This is a genomic window from Ferdinandcohnia salidurans, assembly GCF_042680725.1.
Lineage (GTDB): Bacteria > Bacillota > Bacilli > Bacillales > Bacillaceae_L > Ferdinandcohnia > Ferdinandcohnia salidurans.
Map to the genome: position 1 here is coordinate 234,655 of NZ_JBHUEK010000031.1, position 17,348 is coordinate 252,002.

Consider the following 17,348-nt stretch of genomic DNA (forward strand, 5'->3'; position numbering starts at 1 on the left):
TAAAAAAGCTGTCCATGGACAGCTTTTTTTTAACTTGTAAATTTGATAAACAGTTGGTTGAGTTTTCTTGCAACCTCAGGACTTGTAACACGGGCAATTTCTCTTAATAATTGATTTTTTTCTTCTGGATTAAAGATATTAATATTCTTGTTTTTTCGAATTAATTTTAATACATTTGTTGCTTGTTCCTTGGATACATATATATCATATTGTTTCCCGTATTTCATTAAGTCATCAGGTGTTAACGTTTTTAATTTTTGATTAATGATTTGTTGATAAATGTTCATTGTTATCATCTTCACCTTCCTCTCGTTAGTCTATTTCATAACGAAAAGGTGTGTGCATAAATCTTTTTTGAACATCAATTTCTTTACTTTATAAAATTCATCCTGTATACTTCATAAAGTATAAATCGTAATGATTCTTAATAAGAGCGAAAATTAACGATAGATAAGGTGATAACTTGACACATCTAAATTCGGTATTAAAGATAAAGGATCTTTCTTTTCGATATGAGGCACAAACCGTATTAGAAAACATTAATCTGGTTGTCCCTCAAGGATCTTTCTTAGCTATTGTAGGTCCTAATGGATCGGGTAAAACCACCCTGTTAAAAAGCATCCTTGGACTAGTTAAACTTCAAGAAGGGTCAATTGAATTATTTGGCACACCCATTTCAAAATTTAAAGATTGGCCAAAAATAGGTTTTGTTTCTCAAAAAGCAAATAGCTTTAACTCAGGATTTCCGGCTACAGTATTTGAGGTTGTCTCAAGCGGCCTAACCGCAAAGCTTGGATTGTTTCATTTTTTTAAACATGAACACAAGAAAAAAGTCATAGATGCCCTTCAAGCAGTTGGAATGGAAAAGTTTTTATATCGAAACATTGGGGAGCTTTCTGGAGGACAACAACAGCGCGTTTTTATCGCAAGGTCGCTTGTCAGTGAACCAGACCTTCTTATCCTTGATGAACCGACTGTTGGGGTGGATGCCCAAACTGTTCAAACTTTTTACAATATGCTTGAGGACATAAATAAAAACAAGGGAATTACATTAATATTAGTTACCCATGATGTAGGGACAGTATCGGAAAAAGTGTCACATGTTGCATGTTTAAATAAGCACCTTCATTTCCATGGAAGTGCTGATGAATTTGAACATGTTCAAGATCAGGACTTATCCCAATTTTATGGACATTCACTTCAAGTAATTACCCATGAACATAGCCATGGAAGGTGAAACGATGCTTTCAGATATTTTTCAATATGAATTTTTACAAAATGCATTCCTAAGTGGATTGCTAATTGGATTTATTGCACCGTTACTCGGTGTTTTTATAGTAGTAAGACGACTGTCACTTATTGCGGATGCCTTAAGTCATGTGACGTTAGCAGGGATTGCTGCGAGCCTTTTACTTGAAAAGAAGCTTGGGCTAGCGGGGCCTATCAACCCCATCTACATGGGAATGACATTCTCAGTCGTTGGTTCTCTATTTATTGAACGTTTAAGAACAGTTTATAAGCATTATCAGGAACTTGCAATTCCCATTATTTTATCCAGTGGAATTGGCCTAGGCGTTATTTTTATTTCACTCGCAGACGGCTTTAACACAGATTTATTCAATTATTTGTTCGGTAGTGTAAGTGCGATTAGCCGGTCAGATTTATGGACCATCCTGGCAATTTCTGTGCTGGTGATTTTTATTGTTACTTTCCTATACAAAGAGTTATTTTTGTTATCATTTGATGAAGAGCATGCAGCTGTGTCAGGGATTAATGCAAAAACAATTCATTTTATCTTTATTGTTACCGTTGCATTAGTCATTGCGGCATCAATGAGGATTGTTGGAATTTTATTAGTCTCATCTTTAATGACATTGCCTGTTGCAGCAGCCATTCGAATTGCAAAGGGCTTTAAACAAACGATTATCCTCTCGGTTGTATTTGGAGAGTTAGCCGTCATTTTTGGATTGGTGCTTTCATACTATCTGGATTTAGCTCCAGGGGGAACCATCGTTGTACTTGCAATCATTATTCTTTTAGGCGCAATCAGTTGGAAAAAAAGGTGGAAAGGAAGAACAGCATGAATGTTTCTGAAGCGATGCAGTTAATGAAGGATAAAGGGTTTAAACATACAGGGAAAAGACAGGAAATGCTTGAGCTCTTTTCCGTATCTGATAAGTATTTAACAGCTAAGGATGTTTTGGATGAATTAAAGGAAAACTATCCTGGACTAAGTTTTGATACAATTTATAGAAATCTTTCATTATTTGTGGAGCTTGGCATATTGGAATTGACGGAACTTTCAGGTGAGAAGCATTTTCGGTTTACTTGTGGTGGAAGTCACCATCATCATCATTTTATTTGTTTAGAATGTGGCAAAACAAAGGAAATCGAATCATGTCCTATGGATAAAATGAACGAAAATTTAGCGGGATATGATATAACAGGTCACAAATTTGAAATTTATGGTTCATGTCCAGAATGTAAAATCTAAGGCTTTTTAGTCTAATCTACTGGTAGTAAAGTCAATGATTAACAATTATATTTCTCGCTTCTTTAACTCATACTAAAAATGCTCCTTACCCATAAGGAAAGCGAGGGATAAGCATGGCGAAAGAAGATACAAACGTAAGAAAGATTCGAGACGATGATTTTGAATACGTTGATCCAAACTTAGGTGCAAATGCTGACTCAAGCTACAATGAGGAAACGGCAGCAGAAGTTGCCGCTCCAATCAATTATGGAACCACAAAACGTGAAGCGAACTATGAAGGAAACAATACGGATGATAAGGTAGCGGGTGGTGCCGGTTTAGGCTGGCTTGCTTTAGCTTTATCAATCATTTCCTTATTCGTAATGCCTGTATTATTAGGAGCAGCAGGTATTATCATTGGCTTTATCGCACGTCGACGTGGAGCAACTGGTTTAGGAGCATGGGCAATCGGAATTGGTGCTGTTTCGATTATCGTTGGCATCTTTATCCTCCCATTTTTTTAACAACGTAAATATGTGAATAAAAAACAAGCCCGACATTTTGTCGGGCTTGTTTTTTATTTTTGCTCTGCTGCTTGTTTTGCGTAATATTCTTCAGCAAGCTTATCAATTTCTTTTTTCAATTCTTCTACCATGGTTTCTTCAGGTACTTTACGTACAGTTTTACCGTGGCGGAAGAGTAGACCTTCTCCTCTTGCTCCTGCAATGCCGATATCAGCCTCACGTGCTTCACCAGGACCGTTAACTGCGCATCCTAATACAGAAACCTTGATTGGTGCTTTGATCGTTGAGATATACTCCTCAACCTCATTTGCTATTTTGATTAGATCAATCTCAATACGTCCACAAGTTGGACATGAAATTAATGTTGCTGCATTAGCCGCTAAACCAAATGATTTTAACAATTCGCGAGCAACCTTAATTTCCTCAACAGGGTCTGCACTTAATGAAATACGTAATGTATTTCCGATTCCTTTACTTAAAATAGCACCTAGACCTGCAGCACTTTTGACTGTTCCAGAGAATAGTGTTCCGGATTCAGTAATCCCTAAGTGAAGTGGGTAATCAAAAGCCATTGCTGCTTTTTCATATGCCTCAATTGCTAACGGTACACTTGATGCCTTCATTGATACGATAATATCATGGAAATCAAGGTCTTCTAAGATTTTAATATGGTGTAAAGCACTTTCAACCATACCATCTGCTGTTGGATAGCCATATTTATCAAGGATACGCTTCTCTAATGAACCAGCGTTTACACCGATTCGAATAGGGATTCCTTTTTCTTTTGCAGCTTTTACAACTGCTTCAACCTTTTCTTTGCGACCGATATTCCCTGGATTAATTCGAATTTTATCGGCTCCACCTTCAATCGCTTTTAAGGCTAATTTATAATCAAAATGTATATCAACTACAAGAGGAATTGAAATTCTCTTCTTGATTTCAGAGATTGCATTGGCTGCACGCTCATCAGGACATGCTACACGAACGATTTGACAGCCTGCTTCTTCAAGTCTTTTGATTTCTGCAACTGTTGCTTCTACATCATGTGTTTTTGTTGTGGTCATACTTTGAATAACTACTTCATTGTTACCACCGATCGTTAAATTACCTACCTTTACAGGACGTGTTTTTGTACGATGGATGATTTCACTCACAAATATCGCTCCTTTTAAAAGCATTTGAATAACTTATATAAGAGTAATCCTTTATTTGAAAAATATCTAGTCTAAAGAATCATTTACTTGCCTATTTTACAGTTGAAATAAAAAATTGACAAGAAAATACCCTTATTCATTCGTATATAATGGAAATTTGTAGGTTTTCCCAATTTGTAGAAGCTCTGCTTTACTATCTGGATTAAGTTCTTCGAAATCCTTAATCACAGATTCGATGGAGGAGATTTGCTTTTCTTCATTTACTCTCTCAACGATGGAAAGTAACGTGTCACCTGCTTTTACCTTGACTTCCATATATGGATCGTTTGATGTCTGGGCAATGACTTCAGTTGCCTCTATCTTTTCATCTTGTGCCGTTGGTAGAGTCCCAATTCTTATGTCGTAGTAAATAATATATACAATAAACACAATGGCTAGGAATGCAAATAAACGCTTCATCTTAAAACCTCCGCTAGGTCTATTTAATACAGAATATGCTTCGCTGACCACTATATTCCATAAAATAATAGAATAGGAAGGAAAATTTAATAGGGAAACTAGAAATACATAATTTTGCATATCAAGTGAAAAATAGAGTTACAAGAGAAGGGAAAATAGTCTTATGTTACAGTATTGTAAATTTGCTTAATAAACCTTTACATTAAAAATGGACTACGGTACTATTTTTATGGCTTTACTACAAAATTCGATCATTTTTTTAGGAGTTGGCATTGTGGAACTAGACGTACAAAGTATGATATTTCAGTTTATAGGCGGGCTTGGTATTTTCTTATTTGGTATCAAGTACATGGGGGATGGATTACAAAAATCTGCTGGTGATAAACTCAGAGATATCTTAGATAGGTTTACTACCAATCCATTCATGGGTGTTCTCGCTGGTATTTTTGTAACATGTTTAATCCAAAGTAGTTCAGGAACAACCGTTATTGTTGTAGGACTAGTAAGTGCTGGTTTTATGACATTAAGACAAGCAATTGGCGTAATAATGGGAGCGAATATCGGGACAACGATTACTGCATTTATCATAGGTATTAAAATTTCTGATTACGCACTCCCAATAATCGCGTTAGGTGCAATATTATTGTTTTTCTTCAAAAATAAAAGAATACATAATTTTGGACAAATCGTATTTGGTTTTGGTGCACTATTCTTAGGTTTAGAATTAATGGGGGATGGAATGAAACCTCTTAGATCTCTTGAAACCTTTCATGATTTAACGGTTAATATGAGTTCTAGTCCTATTCTGGGAGTAGTCATTGGTACCGTGTTTACGGTAATTGTACAAAGCTCAAGTGCAACGATAGGAATATTGCAGGGATTATTTGGAGAAGGCCTTTTAGATCTTAAAGCAGCTATACCTGTTCTGTTTGGCGATAATATCGGAACGACAATTACGGCTGTTTTGGCTTCCATCGGGGCATCTGTTGCTGCAAAACGAGCAGCATTAACACACGTAATCTTTAATATTATTGGAACAATTATCTTTTTAATTTTACTTGTACCTTTCACTAATTTAATTGGGTATTTACAAACAACATTAAATTTAAATCCTGAAATGACAATTGCATTTGCACACGGTACCTTTAACGTGACAAATACCATTATTCAATTTCCATTTATTGCTGTTTTAGCCTTTATTGTAACGAAGCTAATTCCAGGTGAGGATTCGTTAATTGAATATAAGGCCAAACATCTTGATCCTGTCTTTGTTGAACAATCTCCAGCGATTGCATTGGGGCAAGCTAGAGAAGAGGTTGTTCGAATGGGCGAATTTGCGGTTAAGGGTCTGGAAGAATCAAATACCTATTTAAATGAGAAATCCCAAAGATATGCGGATACCGCCATGCAAATTGAGGATGCAATTAATAATTTAGATAAAAAGATTACAGACTACCTAATCAAAATATCATCTAGATCACTTTCAGCACAGGAGTCAGCCTTACATTCCGTTCTTGTTAACACGGTTCGTGATATCGAAAGAATCGGTGACCATTTTGAGAATGTGGTGGAATTAGTTGACTATCAGATTTCAAATAAAGTGAAGTTAACTGAAGATGCAATGGAAGATCTAAATGAAATGTTTAAATTAACAGTATATACAGTAAATGAAGCCGTTCAAAGTCTTCAAAAGAATGATCGTACATTGGCGATTGATGTTGTAAAACAAGAAGAAAAGATTGATACAATGGAGCGTTCATTACGTAAGAAGCATATTTTACGTTTAAATGAAGGTAAATGTTCAGGACAAGCAGGAATCGTATTCGTTGACATTATCAGTAATCTTGAGCGTATCGGTGACCACGCTGTTAATATTGCGGAAGCAGTTCTAGGTGAAAGACAACTTTAATATCTTACATTAGATACAAGGCATATTTCATTGCCTTGTATTTCAATTTTTATCAGAGGCCCAAAGCCACTGATAAAAATTGAAAGCCTCCGGCGGATGCCACAGATTTTAAATGGTAGTTTTTCGATCAAGCTCGAAAAAATCTGGGCGCAAATACGCCAAGGCGCATTTGATCATATAAAGGAGGCTAAAATCTATGGGATTTCTAATGTGGACAATTATTATTTTATTGTTTGTAATTGCATTTATCGGGCTTGTCTATCCGATTATTCCGAGTGTGCTTTTCATTGCAGGTGGCTTCTTAATTTATGGAATCTTCCAAGGATTTGATTCGTTTTCGATTTGGTTTTGGGTAATTGAGGGGTTATTTCTTCTACTATTATTAGGTGCTGATTATGCGACTAATTTAGTTGGGGTAAAGAAGTATGGTGGAAGTAAGGCAGCTGTGTGGGGAAGTACGATTGGACTTCTCGTTGGCCCTTTTGTAATTCCGATTTTTGGTATTATTATTGGTCCATTCCTTGGTGCATTTTTAGCAGAATTACTCGTCCATAAAAAAGATGTAAAAGATGCATTTAAAAGTGGTGTAGGGTCACTTATTGGGTTTCTCAGTGGAGTTCTGGCAAAAGGGATCATTCAAGCTATTATGATTTTCTATTTTTTAATTGTTGTGTTTTGATGAATAATCCTTTCATCTAATGGGAACTTTAAATCTGATACTAGTTGATTACGTTATAAGTTTTATGAATTAATAGTGCTTTTCATTTGAAAGGTTATACTTATTTTGGTAATCTTACAAGTGAGGACTGCTGAAGACGAAATCGTTTTCAAGGTTCAATTTGACATACATATTTAAGGAGGAAAAAAACAATGGCATACGAATTACCACAATTACCTTATGCTTATGATGCTTTAGAACCACACATTGACAAAGAAACAATGAATATTCACCACACTAAGCACCATAATACTTACATTACAAACGTAAACAATGCAATCGCAGGAAAAGCTGATCTAGAAGGTAAATCAGTAGAAGAATTAGTTTCTAATCTTGACGCTGTTCCAGAAGATATTCGTACAGCAGTAAGAAACAATGGTGGTGGACATGCAAACCACAGCTTATTCTGGACTATTCTTTCTCCAAACGGTGGCGGAGAGCCAACTGGCGAATTAGCAGAAGCAATCAATAGCAAATTTGGAGGCTTTGAAGCATTCAAAGATCAGTTTGCTAAAGCAGCTACAACTCGTTTTGGTTCTGGTTGGGCTTGGTTAGTTGTTAACAATGGTGAGCTTGAAGTTACAAGCACTCCAAACCAAGATTCTCCATTAATGGAAGGTAAAACTCCAATTCTTGGTCTTGATGTTTGGGAGCATGCTTACTACCTAAACTATCAAAACCGTCGTCCTGATTATATTTCTGCATTCTTTAATGTAGTTAATTGGGAAGAAGTAGCAAACCGTTACAACTCTGCAAAGTAATGCAGATTAGAGCCAGTGGATTCGTCCACTGGCTTTTTATTTTATATAAAGCTCAGGAACCTTCTGCTTTTCTAATTGTCCAGCTTCAGCGCCTAGCCCCTCGAGGTCATAAGCCAATCCGTCAAGAAGGACAAAAGGCATCCTTCTAGTCGGATTTTCTTATGCTTGGCGGGGCTGAGCAAGGCGCTTTCGCATTTCTTTGTATATCTCCTTTTTTTTATCACACAATAATGATGTAGATAAAAAAGGGGAGTCAGCAAATGTTTGGTTTTAAAAAGGTATTAGGTGATGTACCCATACACAGGGATTTAATTTTGTTACTAGTAATTGGTGGATTGTATGCATTAAGTATTGCCTTATCGAACACCTTTGTGAATGTATACTTATGGAAGCAATCAGGAGATTTTAAGGATTTAGGGTTATATAATTTAGCGGTTGTTGTTTTGCAACCATTAACCTTTATCCTAGCAGGAAGATGGGCTAAGAAAATAGATAGAGTGATCGTGCTAAGGCTTGGAGTTTCATTCTTAGCCATTTTTTATATCACCGTTCTCTGGATTGGAGAAAATGCCTCACAGTATTTGCTTTTACTAGGGGGTCTACTTGGAATAGGTTATGGCTTTTACTGGTTAGCCTTTAATGTTTTAACCTTTGAAATTACAGAGCCTGAAACGCGTGATTTTTTCAACGGATTTTTAGGGTTACTAGGCTCATTCGCAGGAATGATTGGTCCCATTGCAGCGGGAATCATTATATCTTCAATGAAAAGTTTTACTGGTTACACGGTTATTTTTGGAATCTCTTTAGGTTTGTTTACTGGTGCTGTTGTGCTGAGCTTTTTCTTGAAAAGGCGAAGTGCCGAAGGAGATTTTGTATTTAGGCGAATTCTAGCTGAACGGAAAAATAATTCAAACTGGAAAAATATTCTTCATGCTCACTTTTTCCAAGGAATCCGTGAAGGTACATTTGTATTTGTCATATCAGTGTTTGTTTTCGTTGCGACAGGCAGTGAGTTGGCTTTAGGGAAATTTGGATTAATCAATTCGGCCGTGTCGTTTTTGTTTTATTTCCTGGCAACGAGGTTAATCAAAAAGAAAATGCGCAAAAAGGCAATTCTTCTTGGCGGTTTAATGATATATCTTGCAATATTTGCGATTCTTTTTGATGTAACCTATGCAAGGCTGATCATATATGGTGTTATTATTGGAATTGCTTATCCCATCTTACTCGTTCCTTATAACTCTTTAACCTATGATGTCATTGGTAAGGGATGGAACGCAAAAGAGATGAGAATTGAATATGTGGTAGTGAGGGAAATCTTTTTAAACTGCGGTAGAATACTCTCGATTATTTTGTTCCTACTTGCTGTTACTTTCTTCGACGAAAAACAAAGCATTCCAATCCTTCTAGCAATTGTCGGTGCAGGACATATACTACTTTACATCCCGATCCGGCGTATCAAAACACCAGATGCATCTGGTCCAGTCCAATCAAAATCGGGGGCAAATCGCAAGTTAATAGAAGGAGAAGGTGGATCAACTGCTTAAGGCAATATTTAATCATGGAAAAAAACTTGAGTTTCTTTTACAATAGAAGATAAAGGCACCTAGCCTGGTTAGGTGTCTTTTTTATTCATAAGAATGTAGCTTAAAGATAAAATTAGGAATACGCAAATAATTAAAGGTAGTTGATGTTTATGATCAAAAAGAAAAAATCACATGTTCCATTTCGTTTAAATATGTTATTTTTTGCTGTCTTCTTACTATTTTCAGCCTTAATCCTCCGACTAGGGGTTGTCCAGATTGTACATGGTGAGAAATTTCAAAAGGAAGTAGAAAAAACCGAAAATGAGGTTGTAAATCTTCCTGTTCCACGAGGTAAGATCTATGACAAAAATGGAAATGTCATCGTTGATAATAAGGCGTTAAATGCGATCACATATACACGTGCAAGAGGGACTAAGCAAGAAGAAGTATTAGAAGTTGCAGAAACCCTTGCAACGCTTATTGAAATGAAGTCGGACAAAGTAACAGAACGAGATTTGAAAGATTTTTGGATGCTTAAAAACCCAGATGAAGCAAAAGCATTGGTCAAGCAAGAAATGAAAAAAGTGGAAGATGGGGAACTAGAATTATCCAGTAAAGACATCTATAAACTACAAATCGAACGAATTACGGAAGAAGATCTTAAACAGATTACAGAAGCAGAGCTAGAGGTTGCAGCAATCTTCCGTGAAATGACGAAGGGCTATGCACTTGTCCCACAGATAGTAAAGAATGAAAATGTAACACCAGAAGAATATGCTGTAGTCAGTGAAAATCTCGAACATTTGCCAGGTGTCAACACGACAACTGACTGGATTCGTGATTATAAATTTGATAACACTTTAAAATCAATCCTTGGCCGTATTTCTGATACAGATGAAGGACTACCAGGTGATAAACTTGATTACTACTTAGCTCGTGGGTATAACCGGAATGATCGTGTTGGTTTAAGTTATTTAGAAGCGCAATATGAATCGGTATTACATGGTCAAAAGGCAAAAGTAGAAAATATAATTAAGGGTAATGCCGTACAAGAAACAATCATGATTTCTGAGGGACAACGAGGTAGTGATCTTGTTTTAACAATCGATATGGAGCTTCAACAAGCTGTTGAACAAATTATCGAAGAGCAAATGTTGGCTCATAAACAAATGAAGGGTACTCAATATCTCGACCGCGCATTTGTAGTCATGATGAATCCAAAAACTGGTGAAATTCTAAGTATGGCTGGAAAGGTCTACACAAGAGGCAAAGATGGCAAAATGGGATTTCAAGACTATGCCCTAGGTACAATGAATGCAGCTTATGAGATGGGATCTGCTGTTAAGGGTGCTACCATGTTAACTGGGTATGATACAGGTGTCATTGATATCGGTTCTATGTACTATGATTCACCAATGAAAATTGGTCGAGAAGGATCACTTAAAAAATCATGGAGGAATTTAGGACCTACTAATGATTTAAAAGCACTAGAATTGTCATCTAACGTATATATGTTTAAGTTATTTCTTGAATTAGCGGGTGGACATTATGTGTATGGCCAACCCATTTCTATTGATTCCGATGCATTTCGTACTGTAAGGAATTATTTTAGTCAGTTTGGTTTGGGAGTGAAAACGGGAATTGACTTACCAGGTGAAGCGACTGGGTATCCCGGACCAGATCTTACTCCTGGTCTATTAATGGACTTAGGAATTGGACAATATGACACGTATACAACCTTACAATTAGCGCAGTATGTGTCTACGATTGCGAACGACGGTTATAGGATGCAACCAAAGATTGTAAGACAAATTCATCAACCAACCTTGGAAGAAAATGAATTAGGTCCAATTCAAGAACCTTTTGAACCAACTGTTATGAACAAACTTGATATAGATATGAAATATATTGAGAGGGTTCAACAAGGTTTTAAATTAGTTTTTCAAGGATCAAGTGGAACAGCACGTAGCGCATTTTCGGGTAAACCTTATGACGCTGCTGGTAAAACCGGTTCTGCACAATCATTCATCAAAGGTGTAGAAGCAGTAAATAGTACACTTGTTGGATATGCTCCATTTAATAATCCTGAGGTAGCATTTGCTGTCGTATTACCATACGCATATTATGGAAATACATCACATAATATGAACCTTAAAGTTGGAGAAGCCGTTTTAGATAAATATTTTGAACTGAAAGAAAAACGAGCTACACAGCCTCAACAAATATCGGATTCAGAAACTGAAGCAGAAACATCTGAAGATGAAACTGATGCTGATGCTCAGTGAAATGAATAAGAATGAAGAAAGCCTAACGAATTCGTTAGGCTTTTTTCTATGCTATGATTCCTAATTGAAATCTTCGACAAAAAATAGGGAATTTCATCATTTTACTCGAATTTACAAAACCTTTACATTCAATTCATACGAGATTAATAGAATGCGATTATTCTTAGTTTGTAAGACAAAGCAAAACAAACTCACTCTTAGGGGGAATTAAGGAATGAAACGCTTGAAGTTCTTAGGTTTAGCAATGATCACAATCACAATGCTAGTATTAGCTGCATGTGGTAATGAAAGCAGTACTGGAGATAGTGAAACAGAAAACAAAAACGAAAATGCAAGTGCTGAATTAGAGGGCAGCGTTGTAATTGATGGATCTGGAACAGTTTATCCTTTCATGTCAAAGATGGCAGAAAATTATATGACAAATGAACAAGAAAATGTATCAGTTGAAGTAAGTCGCGCTGGAACAAGTGCTGGTTTTAAAAAGTTTTTAGTTGAAGAGAACGGAACAGATTTCAACGATGCATCTCGTCAAATTAAGGACGAAGAAGCAGCAACTGCTGAAGATTTAGGAATTGATGTAAAAGAATTAAAGGTTGCTCTTGATGGTTTAACATTTGTTGTTAACCCAGAAAACGATTGGGCTGAAGAGTTAACTCAACAAGAAGTAATTGATATCTTCTTAGCAAGTGCTGGTAAGAAAAATTGGTCAGATGTTCGTTCTGATTTTCCAAATGAGCCAATCAAAACTTACGGTCCAAACGAAAACCACGGTACGTATGAATTCTTCTGGGAAAACATTTTAGACGAGCAGGACTTAGTAGCTGAAGCAAATCTTCAACAAGAATACTCTACACTAGTAGACTTAGTGTCAAAAGATAAAAATGCAATTGCATTCTTCGGATACGGTTATGCAGTAAATAACAAAGATAAAGTTAAAATTGTAAAAGTTGACTTTGGTAACGGTCCTGTTGAACCTAACCTAGACACAATCAGTGAAGAAGGCGACTATGCTCCATTCACAAGACCAGTATTTACTTATCTAAATGTCAACATGGCGAAAGAAAAGGCACAAGTATTAGACTATGCAATTTATACAATGAAAAACGCTGCTGATGTAGCTTCAGAAACTGGATTTGCTCCACTTCCAGAAGAAGAATTAAATGCAGTCGTAACAGAATTAGAAGGTTTAAAATAAGAATTAAAAATGAAGGTGAGAGCAATCTTTGCTTCTCATCTTCTACCTAATTATAGATAGAAAAAAATTTGGTCTTTATTAATGATGAAATGGATCGAAGGGAGTTTATCATGAAGGAAGGTTCTAAAGTGAATGTGCGTGAGATGATTGCCAAAAACAAAAGTACAAAAAGCATAAACACTATTGTAGAGAAAGTCATTCCAAAAGGCTTGCTCTTAATTGCGATTATCTCGATATTAACAACAGTAGGTATTGTACTTACACTTCTTTTTGAAACATTTGAGTTTTTTAAACGTGTACCATTTCTTGATTTCTTTACAGGTACCGTATTAAAACCCCTTGGCGATAATGCCGAATTTGGGGTATTACCTCTACTAACAGGAACGATTATTTCATCGGCTATAGCAATGCTTGTCGCAATACCTGTCGGAATGATGTCAGCCATCTATTTAAGTGAATATGCATCTGAACGAGTTAGAAAAATATTAAAACCGATTCTTGAAATTCTTGCGGGGATTCCGACCATTGTATATGGTTTCTTTGCTTTAACGTTCGTAACACCTCTATTACAATCTATTATTCCTGGTCTTGAACCGACCAATATCCTCAGTCCAGGCATCGTGATGGGAATCATGATCATTCCTATGGTCGCATCGCTATCAGAGGATGCAATGAGCTCTGTACCAAATTCTATTAGAGAAGGTGCGCTTGGTCTAGGCTCAACAAAACTTGAAGTAACGTGGAAGGTTGTTATTCCTGCAGCAATGTCTGGAATTATTGCATCATTTGTTCTTGGTATATCTAGAGCTATTGGCGAAACCATGATTGTTACGCTTGCTAGTGGAAGTTCCAAGAACTTTACTTTTGATGTTACCCAATCAATGCAAACAATGACCTCTTATATTGTTGAAGTAAACAGTGGAGATGCACCTGCGGGCTCAACTTTATATTATAGTTTATACGCTGTAGCTATTACACTATTCGTGTTCACATTAGTAATGAACTTACTTGCACAATATATTTCTCGCAAGTTTAAGGAGGAATATTAAAATGAAATATGTAAATGCCGCACAGGTGCAAAAGAAACTTAATTCTCGACTTTTTACAAATAATATAGCAAAATCAATTTTCTTTTTATCAACTTTGTTTGGTTTAGTCGTTCTCGTCATTCTTTTTTACCGAGTCATATCTCAAAGTCTGGGTTGGATCGATCTCCAATTTCTAACTAGCAAGCTTTCGACTGTTGCTGAGAACGCGGGAATTATGGGTGCCCTCCTTGGAACGCTGTGGTTAATGCTTGTGGTTGCACCAGTTACACTTTTCCTGGGTGTTGGTACAGCTATTTATCTCGAAGAATATGCAAAAAAAGGACGTCTACAACGGTTTATTCAAACAAATATCTCAAATCTTGCGGGTGTTCCGTCAATTGTATTTGGTATATTAGGTCTTACCATTTTTGTTCGTGGCTTTGGATTAGGCAATATCGTGTTAGCCGGTGGACTTACAATGGCATTACTCGTACTTCCAATCGTAGTAGTGGCTAGTCAAGAAGCAATCCGTGCAGTTCCGGGTTATTTGAGAGAAGCATCTTACGGAATGGGAGCTACAAAATGGCAAACAATAAAAAATGTTGTTTTACCTGCTTCATTACCTGGTATTCTTACAGGGGTTATTTTGGCACTTTCTAGAGCAGTTGGAGAAACAGCTCCACTTGTAGTAATAGGAATTCCAGCCTTACTAATTCCATTTCCAGATAGTATTTTTGATAAATTTACTGTGTTGCCAATGCAAATCTATTATTGGACACTCGATTCTGCCCTAGTAGCTGAATACGCAAACCTAGGAGCAGCAACTATTGTCATTTTATTAACCGTACTATTCTTAATGAACGGGGTAGCCATCTTGATACGAAACAAGTTCCAAAGAAGATTTTAATTTTTTTCAAGAAAGCAACGAGTATTAATATCAGGCGCAATTTGGCCTTGCGCATTTGATTCTAATTTGAAGGGGAGAAACTCAGATTATGACATTACAAGTAATGACTAATAAAAAGATAAATCCAGAACAGATAGATAAAAAAATTGTTTATGATACAAAGGATTTAAACTTATGGTATGGGGAAGATCATGCCCTTAAGAATATTAATTTTCCAATCTATGAAAACGAAGTAACAGCAATAATTGGGCCGTCAGGATGTGGGAAATCAACTTATATTAAAACCTTAAACCGTATGGTTGAACTCGTTCCGATTGTTCGCATCTCTGGAGAAATTTTATACAGAGGAAAGAATATTTTCGATAAATCATATAAAGAAGAAGAACTCAGAACTCGAGTAGGGATGGTTTTCCAAAAGCCGAATCCTTTTCCAAAATCAATCTATGACAATATTGCTTATGGACCTCGTATTCATGGGATTCGAAACAAAAAAATCTTAGATGAAATTGTTGAAAAAAGTTTACGTGGAGCAGCTATTTGGGATGAGGTAAAAGACCGCCTTCATGAAAATGCTTATGGACTTTCAGGCGGTCAGCAACAAAGAATCTGTCTTGCAAGATGCCTGGCAATTGAACCAGACGTAATTCTAATGGATGAGCCGACTTCTGCTCTTGACCCAATTTCAACATTAAAAATTGAAGAACTTGTTCAAGAACTTAAGCAAAACTTCAGTATTATTATCGTTACTCATAATATGCAACAAGCTGCACGTATTTCAGACCGAACAGCCTTTTTCCTAAGTGGAGAAGTGGTTGAATATGAAAAAACAGATAAAATGTTTTCAAATCCATCCGACAAGCGCACAGAAGATTACATCACTGGCAGATTTGGATAATAAAGAACAAGAGGGGTGTATGTCATGGCTATACGTACGACATTTGATAAGGATTTGGATCATCTTAAAGAATTATTGGTTGAAATGGTCAATCTATCGAAAACGGCAGTTGAAAAATCAGTACAATCACTTGCACACCAAGATATTAAATTGGCTGAACAAATCATTCAAGATGACCAGAAAATTAATGACCTTGAAGAACAAATCGATAGTATTATCATTCAATTAATCGCACAACAACAACCAGTAGCATCTGATTTACGTGCCATCATCGCCGGCTTGAAAATCTCAAGTGATATTGAAAGAATCGGGGATCTAGCCGTTAATATCGCAAAATCGACTATCCACATTGGAGATGGTCCGCTCATCAAGCCAATAGTGGATATCCCAAAAATGGCTGAAAAAGCTTTAGACATGTTAAACAACGTAATCAAAGCGTATATCGAAAAAGACATCAATTTAGCCATTCAAACAGCTAAAGCAGATGATGAGGTTGATGAGTTATATGGAAAAATCATTAAAGAACTACTGGAGTTAATGCCGAGCAATCCTAATTCAATTAACCAAATTACACAATTAGCCTTTATCAGCCGCCATATCGAAAGAGTAGCAGACCACACAACAAATATGGCTGAACACATCATCTATATGGTAAAAGCTAAAAAAGTCGATTTAAATGCCTAAAAAAAACTCAAGCCAGACTCGGCTTGAGTTTTATTTTGTCGTTAAATAGTAAATAAGACCATATACAATCGTAGAAAAAATAATACCGATTGCTATTCCCCGTAACATATATTTATCCATTAGATGAGCCCCATTTTCTTTGCTTGTTCCAGAATGAGCCGAACTTCTTCAACTGGTAAATTTGTTTTTGTTCCAATTTCTTCATAGCTTAAGCCTTTATCATATAGGGATAAAATGGTGGAATCTGACAAAGACATGACACTTGTATGAGATGGCCCCGTTTCATAATCGATGTCATTGGTTAGAAGCTCTTCTTCAAGTACTTTTATTTTTTTCTTTAAAAGGTATGTTTCTTGAACCATTGAGAGGGAAAGTTGATCAATTTCTTCTTGCACCATTTTAACTCTGTCCTTTCCATAGAAAGAAACGACAAGAAGAAGGATTGCGATGGCTAATAAGGTAATAATTGCATATTCCATACTGTCACTCCATTCCATAATCTATCTTATCGTAACTTGTTAAGGTGGACAATACTAGTTCGTCTTTTGAATTGTATTTTGCTATAGTAATTTAATTTACTTTCTCCCAAAAATAGGACTGGAATTTTGGGAAGTTAAGTGGTATGATAGGTAAGTCTGATTAAAGCTTTATATGTTTGGAGGGAAATGAAGATGCGTGTTAAAATCACTTTAGCTTGTACTGAATCTGGTGATCGTAATTATATTACAACTAAAAATAAGCGAAATAACCCTGACCGTCTTGAACTTAAGAAATATAGCCCAAGACTAAAAAAGGTTACTCTACACCGCGAAACAAAGTAACAGTAGGAA

The 17,348-nt window shown here is 36.3% G+C and carries 19 protein-coding genes; 15 read left to right on the plus strand and 4 right to left on the minus strand.

Annotated elements, in window-relative coordinates; translation table 11 throughout:
* Window positions 1-29 precede the first annotated feature (29 nt).
* Window positions 30-296, minus strand: a complete 267-nt coding sequence (locus ACFSFW_RS21675) for a DUF2624 domain-containing protein (RefSeq protein ID WP_246006428.1) — start codon at window positions 294-296, stop codon at window positions 30-32.
* A gap of 167 nt (window positions 297-463) precedes the next feature.
* On the opposite strand from ACFSFW_RS21675, the gene ACFSFW_RS21680 reads away from it, so the two are divergent.
* From ACFSFW_RS21680 to ACFSFW_RS21695, 4 genes are all read left to right on the plus strand, one after another.
* Window positions 464-1,237, plus strand: coding sequence for a metal ABC transporter ATP-binding protein (locus ACFSFW_RS21680; RefSeq protein WP_304218662.1), 774 nt, complete (start codon window positions 464-466; stop codon window positions 1,235-1,237).
* 4 nt (window positions 1,238-1,241) lie between these two features.
* On the plus strand, window positions 1,242-2,084 hold the full coding sequence (locus ACFSFW_RS21685) for a metal ABC transporter permease (protein ID WP_304218849.1): 843 nt from the start codon (window positions 1,242-1,244) through the stop codon (window positions 2,082-2,084).
* Window positions 2,081-2,494: a zinc uptake transcriptional repressor Zur gene (zur, locus tag ACFSFW_RS21690; RefSeq protein WP_304218659.1), complete on the plus strand. Its 414-nt coding sequence runs from the start codon at window positions 2,081-2,083 to the stop codon at window positions 2,492-2,494. The genes ACFSFW_RS21685 and zur overlap by 4 nt, the downstream gene beginning before the upstream one ends.
* A 113-nt stretch (window positions 2,495-2,607) precedes the next feature.
* Window positions 2,608-2,997: a DUF4190 domain-containing protein gene (locus ACFSFW_RS21695; RefSeq protein WP_304218656.1), complete on the plus strand. Its 390-nt coding sequence runs from the start codon at window positions 2,608-2,610 to the stop codon at window positions 2,995-2,997.
* Between the two features lie 53 nt (window positions 2,998-3,050).
* On the opposite strand, the gene ispG is transcribed toward ACFSFW_RS21695, so the two are convergent.
* Window positions 3,051-4,157 (minus strand): flavodoxin-dependent (E)-4-hydroxy-3-methylbut-2-enyl-diphosphate synthase, encoded by a 1,107-nt coding sequence (ispG, locus tag ACFSFW_RS21700; RefSeq protein ID WP_099362271.1) that lies wholly within the window; start codon window positions 4,155-4,157, stop codon window positions 3,051-3,053.
* Window positions 4,158-4,283: 126 nt separating this feature from the next.
* Window positions 4,284-4,610: a protein YqfZ gene (yqfZ, locus tag ACFSFW_RS21705; protein WP_388041293.1), complete on the minus strand. Its 327-nt coding sequence runs from the start codon at window positions 4,608-4,610 to the stop codon at window positions 4,284-4,286.
* A 274-nt stretch (window positions 4,611-4,884) separates the two neighbouring features.
* Between yqfZ and ACFSFW_RS21710 the strand changes: the two genes are divergently transcribed.
* The 10 genes from ACFSFW_RS21710 (at window position 4,885) to phoU (ending at window position 16,518) form a co-directional block, all read left to right on the plus strand.
* Complete coding sequence (locus tag ACFSFW_RS21710) at window positions 4,885-6,519, plus strand: Na/Pi cotransporter family protein (RefSeq protein ID WP_388041294.1); 1,635 nt, start codon at window positions 4,885-4,887, stop codon at window positions 6,517-6,519.
* Window positions 6,520-6,715: 196 nt separating this feature from the next.
* On the plus strand, window positions 6,716-7,198 hold the full coding sequence (locus ACFSFW_RS21715; protein WP_388041296.1) for a DUF456 domain-containing protein: 483 nt from the start codon (window positions 6,716-6,718) through the stop codon (window positions 7,196-7,198).
* 191 nt (window positions 7,199-7,389) lie between these two features.
* Window positions 7,390-7,998, plus strand: a complete 609-nt coding sequence (gene sodA / locus ACFSFW_RS21720) for a superoxide dismutase SodA (RefSeq protein ID WP_099361929.1) — start codon at window positions 7,390-7,392, stop codon at window positions 7,996-7,998.
* A 260-nt stretch (window positions 7,999-8,258) separates the two neighbouring features.
* The gene (locus ACFSFW_RS21725; RefSeq protein WP_388041299.1) at window positions 8,259-9,545 is read left to right on the plus strand and encodes an MFS transporter; all 1,287 of its coding nucleotides are present in this window, start codon (window positions 8,259-8,261) and stop codon (window positions 9,543-9,545) included.
* Window positions 9,546-9,694: 149 nt separating this feature from the next.
* Window positions 9,695-11,809, plus strand: a complete 2,115-nt coding sequence (locus ACFSFW_RS21730; protein ID WP_388041302.1) for a peptidoglycan D,D-transpeptidase FtsI family protein — start codon at window positions 9,695-9,697, stop codon at window positions 11,807-11,809.
* Window positions 11,810-12,023: 214 nt separating this feature from the next.
* Window positions 12,024-13,004 carry a PstS family phosphate ABC transporter substrate-binding protein gene (locus ACFSFW_RS21735; RefSeq protein WP_388041305.1) on the plus strand — a complete coding sequence of 327 codons (981 nt, stop codon included), beginning with the start codon at window positions 12,024-12,026 and terminating at the stop codon, window positions 13,002-13,004.
* A 110-nt stretch (window positions 13,005-13,114) separates the two neighbouring features.
* The gene (gene pstC / locus ACFSFW_RS21740; protein ID WP_099361925.1) at window positions 13,115-14,053 is read left to right on the plus strand and encodes a phosphate ABC transporter permease subunit PstC; all 939 of its coding nucleotides are present in this window, start codon (window positions 13,115-13,117) and stop codon (window positions 14,051-14,053) included.
* 1 nt (window position 14,054) lies between these two features.
* Window positions 14,055-14,939 carry a phosphate ABC transporter permease PstA gene (pstA, locus tag ACFSFW_RS21745; RefSeq protein ID WP_388041307.1) on the plus strand — a complete coding sequence of 295 codons (885 nt, stop codon included), beginning with the start codon at window positions 14,055-14,057 and terminating at the stop codon, window positions 14,937-14,939.
* 88 nt (window positions 14,940-15,027) lie between these two features.
* A complete protein-coding gene (gene pstB, locus ACFSFW_RS21750; protein WP_388041310.1) occupies window positions 15,028-15,834 on the plus strand; it encodes a phosphate ABC transporter ATP-binding protein PstB in 807 nt (268 codons plus the stop codon).
* Window positions 15,835-15,858: 24 nt separating this feature from the next.
* A complete protein-coding gene (gene phoU / locus ACFSFW_RS21755) occupies window positions 15,859-16,518 on the plus strand; it encodes a phosphate signaling complex protein PhoU (protein ID WP_388041313.1) in 660 nt (219 codons plus the stop codon).
* Between the two features lie 119 nt (window positions 16,519-16,637).
* Here phoU and ACFSFW_RS21760 read toward each other — a convergent pair whose 3' ends face one another.
* Window positions 16,638-16,997: a hypothetical protein gene (locus ACFSFW_RS21760; protein WP_388041315.1), complete on the minus strand. Its 360-nt coding sequence runs from the start codon at window positions 16,995-16,997 to the stop codon at window positions 16,638-16,640.
* 192 nt (window positions 16,998-17,189) lie between these two features.
* Here ACFSFW_RS21760 and rpmG point away from each other — a divergent pair, with 192 nt between their 5' ends.
* The gene (rpmG, locus tag ACFSFW_RS21765) at window positions 17,190-17,339 is read left to right on the plus strand and encodes a 50S ribosomal protein L33 (RefSeq protein ID WP_099352264.1); all 150 of its coding nucleotides are present in this window, start codon (window positions 17,190-17,192) and stop codon (window positions 17,337-17,339) included.
* The last annotated feature ends 9 nt before the right edge of the window (window positions 17,340-17,348 follow it).

Bases quoted from the DNA above. Each gene is read 5' to 3' on its own strand.
- ACFSFW_RS21675 (WP_246006428.1), bottom strand. From the start codon at position 296: ATGATAACAATGAACATTTATCAACAAATCATTAATCAAAAATTAAAA.
- ACFSFW_RS21685 (WP_304218849.1), top strand. From the start codon at position 1,242: ATGCTTTCAGATATTTTTCAATATGAATTTTTACAAAATGCATTCCTA.
- zur (WP_304218659.1), top strand. From the start codon at position 2,081: ATGAATGTTTCTGAAGCGATGCAGTTAATGAAGGATAAAGGGTTTAAA.
- ACFSFW_RS21695 (WP_304218656.1), top strand. From the start codon at position 2,608: ATGGCGAAAGAAGATACAAACGTAAGAAAGATTCGAGACGATGATTTT.
- yqfZ (WP_388041293.1), bottom strand. From the start codon at position 4,610: ATGAAGCGTTTATTTGCATTCCTAGCCATTGTGTTTATTGTATATATT.
- ACFSFW_RS21715 (WP_388041296.1), top strand. From the start codon at position 6,716: ATGGGATTTCTAATGTGGACAATTATTATTTTATTGTTTGTAATTGCA.
- sodA (WP_099361929.1), top strand. From the start codon at position 7,390: ATGGCATACGAATTACCACAATTACCTTATGCTTATGATGCTTTAGAA.
- ACFSFW_RS21725 (WP_388041299.1), top strand. From the start codon at position 8,259: ATGTTTGGTTTTAAAAAGGTATTAGGTGATGTACCCATACACAGGGAT.
- ACFSFW_RS21730 (WP_388041302.1), top strand. From the start codon at position 9,695: ATGATCAAAAAGAAAAAATCACATGTTCCATTTCGTTTAAATATGTTA.
- ACFSFW_RS21735 (WP_388041305.1), top strand. From the start codon at position 12,024: ATGAAACGCTTGAAGTTCTTAGGTTTAGCAATGATCACAATCACAATG.
- pstC (WP_099361925.1), top strand. From the start codon at position 13,115: ATGAAGGAAGGTTCTAAAGTGAATGTGCGTGAGATGATTGCCAAAAAC.
- pstA (WP_388041307.1), top strand. From the start codon at position 14,055: ATGAAATATGTAAATGCCGCACAGGTGCAAAAGAAACTTAATTCTCGA.
- pstB (WP_388041310.1), top strand. From the start codon at position 15,028: ATGACATTACAAGTAATGACTAATAAAAAGATAAATCCAGAACAGATA.
- phoU (WP_388041313.1), top strand. From the start codon at position 15,859: ATGGCTATACGTACGACATTTGATAAGGATTTGGATCATCTTAAAGAA.
- ACFSFW_RS21760 (WP_388041315.1), bottom strand. From the start codon at position 16,997: ATGGAATATGCAATTATTACCTTATTAGCCATCGCAATCCTTCTTCTT.
- rpmG (WP_099352264.1), top strand. From the start codon at position 17,190: ATGCGTGTTAAAATCACTTTAGCTTGTACTGAATCTGGTGATCGTAAT.